At 49.0% G+C, this 13,874-nt stretch carries 12 protein-coding genes; 3 read left to right on the forward strand and 9 right to left on the reverse strand.

All coding sequences use genetic code 11. The annotated features are described in order from the left end of the window. From CSQ89_RS22020 to CSQ89_RS08330, 3 genes are all read right to left on the reverse strand, one after another. Positions 1-2,747, reverse strand: a 2,747-nt coding sequence (locus tag CSQ89_RS22020; protein WP_304441794.1) for a calcium-binding protein, incomplete at its 3' end; no start/stop codon positions are given. A gap of 23 nt (positions 2,748-2,770) precedes the next feature. Continuing rightward, complete coding sequence (locus CSQ89_RS22025) at positions 2,771-3,094, reverse strand: hypothetical protein (RefSeq protein ID WP_139023093.1); 324 nt, start codon at positions 3,092-3,094, stop codon at positions 2,771-2,773. A 332-nt stretch (positions 3,095-3,426) separates the two neighbouring features. Beyond that, positions 3,427-4,641, reverse strand: a complete 1,215-nt coding sequence (locus CSQ89_RS08330; RefSeq protein ID WP_099405707.1) for a glycosyltransferase family 4 protein — start codon at positions 4,639-4,641, stop codon at positions 3,427-3,429. Positions 4,642-5,054: 413 nt separating this feature from the next. Here CSQ89_RS08330 and CSQ89_RS08335 point away from each other — a divergent pair, with 413 nt between their 5' ends. Both CSQ89_RS08335 and CSQ89_RS08340 read left to right on the forward strand, forming a co-directional pair. Continuing rightward, complete coding sequence (locus CSQ89_RS08335) at positions 5,055-5,507, forward strand: helix-turn-helix domain-containing protein (RefSeq protein WP_099405735.1); 453 nt, start codon at positions 5,055-5,057, stop codon at positions 5,505-5,507. Positions 5,508-5,590: 83 nt separating this feature from the next. Then, complete coding sequence (locus tag CSQ89_RS08340) at positions 5,591-5,977, forward strand: cupin domain-containing protein (protein WP_099405708.1); 387 nt, start codon at positions 5,591-5,593, stop codon at positions 5,975-5,977. On the opposite strand, the gene CSQ89_RS08345 is transcribed toward CSQ89_RS08340, so the two are convergent. The 4 genes from CSQ89_RS08345 to CSQ89_RS08360 form a co-directional block, all read right to left on the reverse strand. Beyond that, positions 5,954-6,775, reverse strand: a complete 822-nt coding sequence (locus tag CSQ89_RS08345) for a hypothetical protein (RefSeq protein WP_099405709.1) — start codon at positions 6,773-6,775, stop codon at positions 5,954-5,956. The two genes, CSQ89_RS08340 and CSQ89_RS08345, sit on opposite strands and share 24 nt — an antisense overlap. A 237-nt stretch (positions 6,776-7,012) precedes the next feature. Beyond that, positions 7,013-7,345: a hypothetical protein gene (locus CSQ89_RS08350; protein ID WP_099405710.1), complete on the reverse strand. Its 333-nt coding sequence runs from the start codon at positions 7,343-7,345 to the stop codon at positions 7,013-7,015. Positions 7,346-7,426: 81 nt separating this feature from the next. After that, positions 7,427-7,636: a hypothetical protein gene (locus CSQ89_RS08355; protein ID WP_139023092.1), complete on the reverse strand. Its 210-nt coding sequence runs from the start codon at positions 7,634-7,636 to the stop codon at positions 7,427-7,429. Then, the gene (locus CSQ89_RS08360; protein WP_099405712.1) at positions 7,633-7,905 is read right to left on the reverse strand and encodes a hypothetical protein; all 273 of its coding nucleotides are present in this window, start codon (positions 7,903-7,905) and stop codon (positions 7,633-7,635) included. Before CSQ89_RS08360 ends, CSQ89_RS08355 begins: the two co-directional genes overlap by 4 nt. 837 nt (positions 7,906-8,742) lie before the next feature. Between CSQ89_RS08360 and CSQ89_RS08370 the strand changes: the two genes are divergently transcribed. Further along, the gene (locus tag CSQ89_RS08370; RefSeq protein WP_199065329.1) at positions 8,743-9,570 is read left to right on the forward strand and encodes a tetratricopeptide repeat-containing protein; all 828 of its coding nucleotides are present in this window, start codon (positions 8,743-8,745) and stop codon (positions 9,568-9,570) included. Positions 9,571-9,946: 376 nt separating this feature from the next. On the opposite strand, the gene CSQ89_RS08375 is transcribed toward CSQ89_RS08370, so the two are convergent. Both CSQ89_RS08375 and CSQ89_RS08380 read right to left on the reverse strand, forming a co-directional pair. Beyond that, entirely contained in the window at positions 9,947-11,782 is a 1,836-nt protein-coding gene (locus tag CSQ89_RS08375) for a tetratricopeptide repeat protein (protein ID WP_199065332.1), read from the reverse strand. A gap of 467 nt (positions 11,783-12,249) precedes the next feature. Then, positions 12,250-13,308 carry a tetratricopeptide repeat protein gene (locus tag CSQ89_RS08380; protein ID WP_099405716.1) on the reverse strand — a complete coding sequence of 353 codons (1,059 nt, stop codon included), beginning with the start codon at positions 13,306-13,308 and terminating at the stop codon, positions 12,250-12,252. Between the last annotated feature and the right edge of the window lie 566 nt (positions 13,309-13,874).

The raw sequence follows: 13,874 nt of genomic DNA on the forward strand, positions 1-13,874 counted from the left end.
CCTTGTGTGTAGGCATCGGAGATCTTGTCCACTCCATCACCCAGGTTCAACACATAGGTGTCGTCACCGCTTCCGCCATCAAGGATGTCGTTGCCGATACCACCGATAAGGGTGTCATTGCCACCGCCACCAGATAACGAGTCGTTGTCAGCACCCCCATCAAGTAGGTCTTCACCATCTACCCCGTTCAAGGTGTCGTTACCTGACTCACCATATAGTAGGTCAGCACTTTTACCGCCTGTAGCTACGTCATTGCCAGTGCCCAGTCGATAGTAATTCTTAGAGGTGAGTGCACCACTACCAAAACTATCTGCGCCATCGGTGCCAGTAATTCCAGTGGACCCGACCAAGCTGGCTAAGCGGTGGCTGCTGCCATCAGCGAAGGTGGCTTGCTCAACTTTGTAGCCATCGTCGCTGAACCAGTTGGTCAGCGTGACGGTATCGGTGTCGCTGTACTTAACGACGAGATCGGAATTCACGCGGGTAAAGCGCAGTGCATCGGCTGTAATGCCGGTACCAAACTGGATGCGGTCAGCGCTAGGGCCTTGTGTGTAGGCATCGGAGATCTTGTCCACTCCATCACCCAGGTTCAACACATAGGTGTCGTCACCGCTTCCGCCATCAAGGATGTCGTTGCCGATACCACCGATAAGGGTGTCATTGCCACCGCCACCAGATAACGAGTCGTTGCCTGTACCGCTGAGAATTAGATCAGCGATACCCCCACCGTTTAATGTGTCATTATCACTATGGCCAATATAAAACGTGAAACTTGAGAACTCATTTGCATTGATGCCAACTAGCAGCAGACTTTCTTGATGTTTAGTAACAAATGAGGCCCAATTCCAGCCCATTTTCTCTAGCTTGATTTGGCCAATTGCGCTGATAAACTCAATGAGGTCCAACGCCCCCTTACGAGGGTTAGTGGTTATTTCAGCAGTGAATTTATTCTCAAGTGTTGAGAAATCGTACTTCACACCAGTTTCAGCCGCCTTCGCCTTAATCTCATTGACATAAGAAGACAGCGTAGTGCCCAAAACCAGTGACTCATAAATATCGGTTTTGAAGCGTGCGTAAGCCAAATTGATGTTGGCAATTTGTTCTCTTGTCAATGTGACGCTGCGATGGCCTGACTGGCTTGTTAATGCAGTGAACGTAGCCCCACCGTTAGGGCCTGCGTATGTGAACCCCATGAAGCGCTCTACCACAGCCAATCGCGTCAGGAAAAGGTCATATTCAGCAGAGCCCTTTACCAGCCCATCAAAGTGGTAGGCCACCTCAACATCGTGACCTTGTGCTTTTAGGTCATCGGCTTGTTGCTTGAGTGATTTCAGCGTTGACGTATTTGTCCATGCCGTCATCAGCTCATCCAATTTGGCTTGCTGCTCTTCTCGCGATGAAGCCGACATATAGCGACTGACTAGATTTCCCAAAGCGGGTGAAAGACTAATCGCTTCTTTTAGGTCTCTCACCATGCCTGCACCCTTAAGGTTGGCATTAAGGTTTTTTGCTTGGTCAGTTAACGGAATAGCATCGGTAAATTTCCGGTGAAAGGAATTTACGGCAAGATCAAGATTGGCTGCAGCGCCAGTATTGTCGACAGAAGCGTTACCGGAAGTCCCATCTTTACGGATAAAACGGCCTGTTGCGCTAATGATATTGCCATTGCCTAAATTGGTTTGGCCGGCTTTAGCTGCTGTTTCAATGGCTACTAATCCTGCTTGGTCTAATGTCAATAACTCATTCGCTTGGGAGATACCATCCTGATTAAGGTCGCGCCAAACACGAAGTTGGTTGAATGCACTGTCGAGGGCATCAATGCGGCCATCGTTGTTGTCGTCCAATTCAGCAAGCGCGTGGAAACCGTTAGTGGCTTTTGTGCCATTTCGCAAAGTCGTATCGACACCAAATAATTCTTTACCGGTATCAATTGAGCCATTCCCATTCAAGTCACGTGCTAGCCAGGCATCGTCGGGCAGCAGCCAGCCCGTGCCGGTCTTAACGCCATCACCATCATGGTCGAATAGCACAGAGCCGTCAGCGCCCTTGGTTTTGATGCCATCGCCGTTTAGATCGAGGGCTAACGGGTCGCGATTTGGGGGGGAACTCGCACCACCACCAGCACCGCCGCCACCGCCGCCTGGGCCACCCGCGGCACCGCCGCCACCGCCTGGACCACCCGCACCGCCGCCTGGTGGGCTACCCGCACCGCCGCCTGGGCCACCGGCTCCACTTGGGCCCTCCCCATCACTGGAACCATTACCACCTACATCATCACTGCCGCCTGGCAAATTGTTACCTGAGCCTGGCGCCCAATTCTCGTCATATCCATCAGTTTTAGGCTCGGTCAAACCAGATCTTCGTAACGCTTCATCTACAGTGGTATTGCTATTTTGATCAAGTGGGCGATATTGATGACCTTCGTTAGAAATATCGTCTATTGCCTTTTTGATAGAATTCCAGTCGTCTGACAAATTATCTCCCATTTTGATTACTTCAAATGGATCATCGCGTTCTCTATCAAAATCGATAAAGTTAGGGTTATATGCACCAGTGGAGGTTACTATGTTACCAAAAGAGGATTCCGTTGCCCCGCCTGTATGCACATTAGTTAATTCACCTGATCCTCCACCGAGGCCACCTGGCCCACCTCTAGCAGCATATTGATTACCCTTTGAATCGGTGTAAACGATATATTTGTGATAACCGAAAGGTAATTTCGAATAACCAACTCTTATATTTTCCATTTTTTCTTTACCAGAGGACAAAATCAAAAACCAAAATAAACCAGAATGCCTTCAGCGCTTGATACTTTTCCATCAAAAACTGAAATATTTAACCTCAACTGGTTAGCAACCGAAAATTCATACCAAGATGTTGTCACTAACGTGCAATAGTAATTGTCAGTGATCTTGCTAGTAGCTTTTGAGAGACTTTGGGTACATTTAAAGCCAGCAGCATCTAATTCTTTATTTACATCGAGCCAACTAACACCCTTCGGGATGTATTTTTCCACTATGGGTGTGACATTCAGTTGAGGGGAGTTATTTCTTTTTCTATGTTCTTTAACTTCGTTAACCAGATTATTTTCCACTGCACATCCCTGAGTAATGAAAATAAAAAATAAAAGAATATTCTTTGGTATCTTCCGCACAACTCACCTTTCTCAATTGCAAACAAATACGCTTACCACCAATAGCCGGTTGATGCTAATTCTTTCTCTAATATCGCAATACTCTTACCAGATACTGGGTTTCCAGCATCAAGACCAATCCCCTCTAAAGTCGCTGTAGATACTGTCAATCCAATCATAAAGGATCCAAAACTCTTCCTCTATTAAGTCCAGCTAGTAATTCACCTGCAGCCAAGTCCGCAATTCTATATTTCTCCTGTGCGGCGAATTCAATTTTGAAGCGCAATTCATCATCAACTCCATCCTTTAGTCTCAATAAGTTGCTGAACCCATAAGTTACTTCCCATGGCAATAGGGAATTCATCCGCCACTTTGTTTCTTGCATTCAAGCGTACCGACAGCGCATTGCTTGAATCGGCCAACGCCATGGTCAATTGGTTGACCATGGCGGTTTGGTCAAAAAAGTCGGTGAGATACCCATGCTCCCCATCCCGAATCACTTCCCGCACCGGGGCAGTGTCTGAGGCAATCACACAGCAGCCGGCCGACATGGCTTCAAGCAGGGACCAACTGAGCACAAAGGGGTAAGTGAGGTAGACATGGGCCGTACTAATTTGCAGTACCTTGAGGTATTGCTGATAAGGCAACTTGCCCAGGAAGTGGGTACGGCTTGGGTCTAGCTTTACTTCCGCCAGCATCTTTTCGCGCCAGTTGGGCGCGTCCTTGGGTTTGCTGCCGTAGCTGACGTCGTTGCCCCCCACAATCAACGTATTGAAGTCAGTGCGCTGCTGCTGTAGTTGCGCCAGGGCGCGGATGAACTGGGGAAAGCCGCGATACGGTTCCAGGTTGCGGGCGACATAAGTGACTACCTTGTCTTGCGTCGTCAGTACCCGCCCATCGGGCAAGGTGAAGCTGGCGTTGGCATCAGGCTTGGCTTGGTCGGTATCAACGCCTTCGTGAATCACCTGAATCTTGGATTGATATTCCTGCGGGAAGCGAGACTTCTGCCAATGAGTGGGGGCAATGCCGATATCACAGGCATCGAGCGCCAGCAGGTGCAGGGCGTTCTTGCTGCGAATGCGGGCACGGTCGTCCAGCGTCACCGGGTAGGCGGCGTCGAAGCCGATGTCCGCACCATCCGCGCGATAAAACCATTCGCAGAAGTGGATTAAGCGGGCATGGGGGAAGATATCTTTCACGAATAGCGATTCGCCCCAGCCTGGGTGGGCAATTACCACATCAGGGTTAAAGCCTTGTTGCTGATGCTTGATCAACTGTTCTGCTACGGCTTGGCCAGCGAGAATGCCGGCCTCTAAAGGCAGCACATAGCGGTGGGTGGTTTTTGCCGGCGCACGCTTAGTTTGGTAGCGGATAAGCCGTACACCCGGTAAGCCGGGTGCTTGCTGCTGGCCTAGGGCGACAACGGTGTGCTTCGGGTCTTGCGACAGTGTTTTGGCAAGATGCCGAAACTGACCGGGGAAATTCTGATGTATAAACAGGAACTGCAAAGGCCTCTCCGTTTGGCTGTATTAAAGGCTTACTCACGGGTTTGCCAAGCGTGCAGGTTGCATAGGGCGCGGCTTTTTGGCGGGCGGCGAATATACATCACATATTGCTAATTTAGAATCACCGGGATTGGCAGAGGCGCCGCTACTCGGGGTAGACCCAACACTCGTGTCACCAGCCGCCATTTCGATCACAGCAACGCCAACCTGGCGTTCATACCATCTCCCCGGCCCCCTTAACTGACTTCCTTGTTCCATTGATCCCCGGACCCCAAGTCCTGTATTTCTAATAACAACGATTACGAGGACATCTCTCACCAATAGAGGTCGTTAGGCGCAGATAGTAGGCTATGGCGTACTTCATGTAAAGAATACCAGCGGCTATGGAGTACCTTCTAGCCTATAGACTCGTCCACATGTCGCTCTCTACACGCATCCATACCGCCCTGGCCGAGGCCAATATGAACCAGTCTCAACTGGCTCGCATGGTTGGGCTAAAAAAATCCTCTGTAAACGGATGGGCTACAGGAAAGACGAAAACACTTGAGGGAGAGAATCTACTTAAGGCTGCAGCAGCACTTGGCGTAAACGCCAATTGGTTGGCAACGGGGAGAGGTCTCATGCGCCCGGCAACCAAGGTCCAAGGCCAGCCGAGTCAAGCTGAGCATGATAGTTTTACGATTATGTCTGTACCTAATGAAGTCGCTCCATCCCTCTCAGCATTGCTATCTCTGTATACAAAAGGCGCGATGACCGCCAACGCCTTAGAAGCCCTAGCTTTATTCGCCAATAACCTAACCTTAGAATCCCTAGCATCCTTCGCCACCAAACTAAGCCCCAATATTGGTACAGACATAAAAGATAATTGAGGTCACTTTTAACTCAATATATTTTGACGACTCCGCCTGCCCACTGCAATAATCCCCCTTTCCCATAAGGCACTTCTTTGCAAATGAATTTCGTTAATTGGTTGTCTATCCTTGCCTCAAGTCAATATGATCCGGTTGCGGGAATTAAAATAGCTAAACTTTCCGGTGATCATCTATTCTCAACTTACCTAACGGAAATTGACCCTGGGAAATTTGTTAACCCGCATTTTCATAAACATGGTAATGAGCACTATCATATTATTCAAGGGCAAGGAAAAATAGAATTGACTGATGCATTAACCGGTATTTCATCTACTCGAACTGTTGAGGCATTCTCATCATTTGTCGTCGAAGAAAATGTTATTCATTCACTAACTAACATCGGTGATGCTCCGCTTATTCTAATGTTCAGTTGCCCTGAGGCACATTTAACCGACGATAGACACTTACCCGTTTTTAATGGGACTTGACCCCACCATTCTAGAAAAGAATGCTTGCGGCATTCTTCTGTGCATTCCGATACTAATCAACTTTTCTTTAAGTTTTTTCACATCTCCAGAAGGAAGATTTAATTTTTCACAGAGCCTATTTTTAGACTTATAAATTGTATCTGCTGTTCGCTTTGGTTCTTTTGGCCTATATTTGTTAAGAAAATCTGCAATTTGGTTACTCTCCCACCCCATAACAAGAAGGAAGCAAATTTCGTGTTCATATTCTGAGAAATGTATGTTATCCATAAACACTCCTCCATTTGCGGCTTCAATACTTCCCCCTCCAAACTCCATGACATAGTTTGGAATTACAGTAAAGAAGTTTTTAAGGTCAATCTCGTACGCGCTATAAATCACCCCAAGAATAGAGCGAGAAGGAACGTGTTTAAAAATGTACTTGTCAAAAACTAGAGCCTTTAATCCATCCGTATAATTGTGTACGTTGAGGATAGATGATCTTTGACTTATGTCTTTCAGTTGCAGCAGCGCTTGATCTTCTCTCACGAACGAGTCAGCGAATTCCGCCGTCCCCTCACATGGCATTTCTTCGTCTAATCGTCCGCCAACATCACTCCCAAAGCGAAGTCCAACGAGATTTGCATAAGAGTCGGTTGAGGAGATATGCCTTGAATGAATATCCTTAGCTCCAAAGATTAATTTTGTTTGCTCTGATAGAAGAGAGATACTCTCTTTTAGTTTTTCGAGATGATCATGGTGGCTATCGGTAAACTCTAGCGGCTGAACCAATTTGTATGCGGGTGAAATTTCATCATTCATAGATGATTGAGCCTGATCATGTTGTTTAGTTATCCGTCACTTCATGGTTTAAAAGTACCACAACTAATTCGCATAAATTAGTCCATAATTTTGGACTTGCGCGAAGGAGCGGTCCCTGTCTGCTATCGGGATATCGGAAAACATTGCGCACAAATGACTTGGATAAGCGTTTAAAAACGCTGGACGGCAGCCAGCGGCAAGAATAGAGCAATGGTGGCAATCCCTCGAAGGGGTCGTTTATATGCCCAGCATACGAAAAACAAGCCGCTCAGCACTGCCGGTACGTTCAATTAACTGGCGGCGTTCCAATTCTTCCAGCGCCCTGCGCAACTCATTATCCGTGGCCTGGTACGCCCTTTGCAGGCCCCTACCCCGACGAATTTCGCGCTCGGTCCACTCGCGCAGCATCTGCCTTGAAATGATGGTGCGAGCCCCTGCAAGGCTGGTCTTTGGATCGGTTACGGACAGCAATACAAAGTAAATGGCTATCGCCAAAGGTCCAGCGCCGATTAAGAACTCCAAACTGGCGTAAGGCACTCTGAACGCGTCGTAATTACATGGATCTGACATACCAATTTTCTTTCTTACGGCAAGGCTCCTATTTTTTGGGGGCAACAAGGCGGAAGCCTATCCAACCCAGCCGCTTAAATCTCAATTAGTATCGATTTGTCGGGGCGCAGCACTCCGCAAGCTTGCAATCTCTATTGCAGTCTCCCACTTGGCCTCCAGGCGTGTTAACCGCCGATCATGGTCCCGCAACTCATGCGCAACACTCTTAAGCGCATCCCCTGCCCGCCGCACGTCGTCGCTCAGCTTCAACGCCTCGCGCATCGCATTCATTGCATCGCCAAGAACGCTCACGCCGCCACCCTCTTGTCACCCTGCAAACGAAGCTCCGAAAGCACCGCATCAGCCTCAGCCAGCCCTGCCTCTAAGGATTCCCTAGCCTCAATTGCCGCCTTGCGCAACTCATCCGCAAGCGCTTTTACCGCCAATTCCTCTTCAGAAGGCTGGCGCTCACAGCGACGCCGCACCAACTCCGAAACACTGACATTTTCCCGCTTCGCCTCGGACGCCAGGAATGCTTTAAATTTGGGCGAACCCAACAAGGTAATCCGTTCTGTTTTCATGGCCTACTCCTTCTGTGACATATGCGTATGGTAATTATCATTACCATGCTTGGCAAGCTCACAAACAGGGGGAGTAAGCCCAAGCGCCGGATTTTTTTGTGAAGCCAACATTGCCGGTATTGGCACGGTCGGTCACATAAACGACCGGTTACGTGACTGCCAAATCACACGCGATAGACAACGGTAAAATTGTCACTTAACTCGTCATTCAACCAATGACATGCAAAAGCTGATCGGTTTGTCCTGCGTGACAAAATTTTCTGGTGTTTGGGCTTACTCCCCCTATAAGCAAATACCATATTCTATGGCGTCGTCTACGCCGTCAGCATGCAAAGCTGACGGTTTTCAGACTCAATCCGCTACTGTATTCCAGTGCAAGAAAAGATAAATCCTATCCGGCAACATTACGTAGATTTTCTCAATGAGTTTTCTTGCGGATTTCATACCAGAGTTTGGCATTTCCACGGTAACAAGATAAACGCTCGTTTTTCTTGTTACCGTGAGCCAGCCGTTTTTCGTGCTGAAACACAGAAAATACATTAGCTCATGATTATATGTCCTCAAATCGCAGCTTGGCTCCCAATGGGCCTCTTTGGTGTGCTGATGGCCAGTTGCGTATCTGAAGCGGAAGTCTAGACGATCATTCCTGAAGGTCCGGTCCTCGGCCTTATGGAAAGCTTTGCATAATCGGCTAAAGCCGACAGTCATTGACTTGGCAAAGTCTACCCCTATTTCAAATTGACAACAGTTTGGGGCGGGTCAGGTATTTCGCCACTATTACAATAACTTAGCGCACGCTATCTTCCGGACTTAGCATCGCTCCATTAAGAAGATATCGTGAAAAAACATTTATTCAACGCCTTATTGGCGATTGCACTTGTGCTAACTAGCAGTGTAAGTACGTCAGCTTATGCCAACGTCGACGAGTGGAAAGCGCTCATCGACCAGGTCGGAACGCTATACAAACAAGGCAACTATGATCGTGCGGTAGAGGTCGCCAATCAGTCACTTGCAGTAGCCGAAAAGACATTTGGCCCCGATCACCCTAGTGTGGCCACCAGTCTGAACAAATTGGCAAAGCTATATGCCGCCCAAGGCCAATACGCCAAGGCAGAGCATCTATACCAGCGCGCTTTGGCGATTAAGGAGATGGCTCTAGGGGCTGATCATCCTGGTGTGGCCCAAACGCTGAACTCGCAGGCAATGCTGTATGCCACCCAAGGCAAATACGTCAAGGCTGAACCTCTATACCAGCGCGCATTGGCAATCTTGGAGAAGACACTCGGGCCCGATCATCCTTATTCTGCCACCAGCCTGAACAACCTGGCAGGGCTGTATGCCGGCCAAGGCCAAAACGCTAAGGCAGAGCCCTTGGTTCAGCGCGCATTGGCAATCAGGGAGAAGGCATTAGGCCCTGAACATCCTGATGTAGCCTCGAGTCTAAATAACCTGGCCGAGCTGTATGCCTCCCAAGGTCAATATGCCCAGGCTGAACCCTTGCTCCAGCGCGCATTGGTAATCAATGAGAAAGCGCTAGGCCCCAATCATCCTAATGTTGCCACCATCTTAAACAATTTGGCAAAGTTGTATCTGGCAACAAATCGCGAGAGTGAAGCAGATGAGCTTCAACAGCGTGCTAATGCCATTCTGGATATAAAACCCTAGGAGTTTGTCGGGCTTTCCGGGCTGGCCAAACGTGAGGTGAACCGAGACAATTGCGGCCCTGCAATCAGCAAATTTGGTACGGTAACTAAGTAAATGATTGATCGGCGTTAAACAGGCTGTTGAAAAACTCGTTCGAACGACCAAAACCATTCCTCCAAACTGACAAAATGCTCGGTTAGCTCGCCCGGTGGCTCAAAATTGAATAATTGCGAGCCGTTTTCTCTCCCTTTCCCAAAGATTTGCCGCCGATTGGCGACTGCAGTACGCCATTCACCTCAGCAGGCTGCGGAAGAGATGAGTTTTTCAACAACCAGCTAAGCCCAAAAGGGAATTACTCCCTTTTCCGGCTTATATCTATCCGAAGCCCGTTAAATTTTTAGCGTTTAATGTCCAGAATGGCATTAGCACGCTGTTGAAGCTCATCTGCTTCACTCTCGCGATTCGTTGCTCGATATAAAACTACCAAGTTGTTTAAGCTGATCGCTACAGCAGGGTGATCGGTGCCTAGTGTCTTTTCTGTGATCGCCAAGACGCGCAGGACCAAGGGTTCTGCCTTTGCGTTTTGGCCTTGGGTAGCGTGCAGAGCTGCGAGGTAATGTAGACTTCTGGCTACATCAAAGTGATCTGGGCCTAGTGCCTTCTCCCTGTTCGCCAATGCTCGCAGGTGCAGGGGTTCAGCCTTGGCGTATTGGCCTAGGATGGTGTAAAGCAGTGCTAGGTTATGTAGTCCCTGCGCCAAATCAGGATGTTCAGGGCCTAGTGTTTTCTCCCTGATTACCAATGCGCGCTGGAGCAAGGGTTCAGCCTGGGCATATTGACCTTGGGAGGCATACAGCTCGGCCAGGTTATTTAGACTCGAGGCTACATCAGGATGTTCAGGGCCTAGTGATTTTTCTTTAATCGCCAATGCGCGCTGATGCAAGGGTTCGGCCTGGGTATATTGACCTTGGACTCTGTACAACTCTGCCAGATTATTCAGACTCAGTGCTACATTAGGGTCATTGGGACCTAGCCTCTTCTCCCAGGTCGCCAAGGCGCGCAGGTAAAGAGGTTCAGCCTTGACGTATTGACCTTGGGAGGTATACAGCTCTGCCAGGTTATTTAGACTTAGGGCTACATCAGGATGTTCAGGGCCTAGTACCTTCTCATTGATTGCCAATACGCGCAGGTACAAGGACTCCGCCTTGACGTATTGGCCTTGGTCATGATGAAACTGCGCTAAATTGTCTAAGCTTGTGGTCACATTAGGGTGATCTTGGCCCAGGGTCTTCTCCCTAATCGCCAATGCCCGCAGGTGCAGGGGTTCTACCTTGGCGTATTGGCCTTGGACTCTGTACAGTTCTGCTAGGTTATTCAGACTTACGGCTACATCAGGATGTTCAGGGCCTAGTGATTTTTCTTTAATCGCCAATGCGCGCTGATGCAAGGGTTCGGCCTGGGTATATTGACCTTGGACTCTGTACAACTCTGCCAGATTATTCAGACTCAGTGCTACATTAGGGTCATTGGGACCTAGCCTCTTCTCCCAGGTCGCCAAGGCGCGCAGGTAAAGAGGTTCAGCCTTGACGTATTGACCTTGGGAGGTATACAGCTCTGCCAGGTTATTTAGACTTAGGGCTACATCAGGATGTTCAGGGCCTAATGCCTTCTCCCTGATTGCTAATGAGCGCTGATACAGGAGTTCTGCCTGGGTGTTTTGACCTTGAGAAGCGTATAGCACTGCCAGGTTATTCAGAATCAGGGCCACATCAAGGTGATTGGGGCCTAGATTCTTTTCTCCAATTGTCAATGCACGTTGGTATAGCGGCTCTGCCTTGATGTATTTGCCTTGATTTCGATACGACTCTGCCAGATTATTTAGACTCAGGACTACATCTGGGTGATTAGGACCTAGCCTGTTCTCCCAGGTCGCCAAAGCGCGCTGGTATAGATGCTCTGCCTTGGCGTATTGGCCTTGGGCGGCATATAGCTTTGCCAATTTGTTCAGACTGGTGGCCACACTAGGGTGATCGGGGCCAAATGTCTTTTCGGCTACTGCAAGTGACTGATTGGCGACCTCTACCGCACGATCATAGTTGCCTTGTTTGTATAGCGTTCCGACCTGGTCGATGAGCGCTTTCCACTCGTCAACGTTGGCATAAGCTGACGTACTTACACTGCTAGTTAGCACAAGTGCAATCGCCAATAAGGCGTTGAATAAATGTTTTTTCACGATATCTTCTTAATGGAGCGATGCTAAGTCCGGAAGATAGCGTGCGCTAAGTTATTGTAATAGTGGCGAAATACCTGACCCGCCCCAAACTGGCCCATTGGGAGCGAGCCTGCAATAAGCGACATTTGGCGATCAACGACGACAGCGAGTCAATACGATAGGGCTCTCACCCAGTTCGCCCGGCGGCCTGACCCGCCCGGAACGATGCTGACGTGGACATGCCGTGACAACCTTAGCTACCTCGATCTATCGAAAGACCGGATGGAGTTGTCGCCAACTCCGGTGGAGTAGCGCTCACTTATATGTCGCTTATTGCAGCTTCGCTCCCACTACCCCAAACACTGGAATGCAGGGACTGAAAACCGTCACTTAACCCGTCATCTAATCAGTGACTCTCAAAAGTTGGGCAGTCCCACTTGTGTGACAGCATTTTCTGGGCTTTGGGATTAGAACCCCAAGTACAGTACCTATTTGATGCTCTTGGAGGCTTTGTCGAGTGCTCGTAGAAAGTTTCCAGGCTTTACCAGCTCCCGTGACAACGCTTGTCCATTATTGACTTGAGCCGGCGACATGACGCTGACTACAATTTCTCTAGATTCGATTGCCATGTCCTTGATAGGACGGGCGCTGGCGGCGGCAACGTTTAGTAGTGCATAAGAAATCACGTAGTTAGTGGGAACCCCGTAGCCCATGAAGTACATGATGCCCAAGCTAGCCTGCGCATAAACATGGCCTTGCGCTGCCGCGTGTCGGAACCAATTTATTGCTTGTTTGTAGTCCTGTGGAACGCCAGTTCCAGTTTCAAATAGTTTTCCCAGGCTGAACTGTGCATCGGCACTACCTTGCGCTGCTGATTTGCCCATCCAGTATCGTACTTGTGCATAGTCTATGGGAACGCCCCTCCCTTCTTGATACATTAATCCTAATGAGTACTGCGCATCTGCATCACCCTGCTCCGCAGCCTTTCGAAACCAATACACTGCTTGTTCGTAGTCCTGAGTAACGCCTGTGCCATGACTGAATAAGACACCTACGTTGTGTTGCGCTCTTGTATGGCCTTGCTCTGCCGCTTTACGCTCCCAGTAAAAGGCTTTTGCAAAGTCCTGAGGAATACCGGGTCCTTCGTGGTACATGATTGCCAAGTTGTGTTGCGCCTGGGGGTTACCTTGCTCAGCTGCCTTGGCGTACCAGTGCACTGCTTTCCCGTAATCCTGAGGAACTCCAATTCCATTATGGAACATAGCCCCTAAGTTGAATTGCGCAGCTGCCAAACCTTGCTCTGCCGACTTAAGGTACCAGTAGGCAGCCTTTGTGTAGTCTTTATGAATGCCTAAGCCTGACCAGTACATAGAACCCAAATTGAACTGAGCCTCCGAGTTGCCTTGCTCCGCAAGGGGTTTGAACTCTTTCAGGGCTAATATGTAGTTTCTAGATTGGACAGCAATTTGGCCCTCCTTCAAGCCGGCCAAGGACGCCTGCGAAAAAATCAGCAGAACAAGAATTGACAAGCTGATTCTTAATTGCATTTTTAGTCCCTTCGTTGGTGTCAAAAAGTCGGCCAGCTAGGTCTGGGATAGCTCCTCTTTGCTCGTCGTTCTTTCTGGAAAATGCCTAGGCACCTGGACAGCTATCTAATCATGCGCCGTCATTGATTTGTCACTTGGGGTGCAGAGAAATGTAAAGCTATGTTCCCAGCTCGCCAAACGCAATACGCCGGTACAGCAAATGAAGCCGTAGAGGTAATGCAGACACAGGGAGGTAGGGCACTGCTTGGCTCGCCGCATTTGATTGCCGGCCAAAAAGGACCACCGGGTCAGGTCTTGTAATTTGCATCTCACTACCGATAGGTCTACCTCGACCACGACCCCGGGGTCTTGATTGACTATCTGCTTTGGCCGAGGACCGGACATTCTGAAGCACCTATTGGCACTTCAGCTTTGGGTTGATTTCTGCCAGTCAAATATTGCAGTCGAAGCGTACGGAATGGATGTACTTATTTTTTGTCATGTCCGAAAGTTCATTACGCTATCTTTTGGACATGCTGCCTAAGTTATGTCCGAAACCGTTCGATTTCGGACTCCCCCATGGTTCG

The organism is Chitinimonas sp. BJB300 (genome assembly GCF_002735695.1).
In the GTDB taxonomy this organism is placed as follows: Bacteria; Pseudomonadota; Gammaproteobacteria; order Burkholderiales; family Chitinimonadaceae; genus Chitinimonas.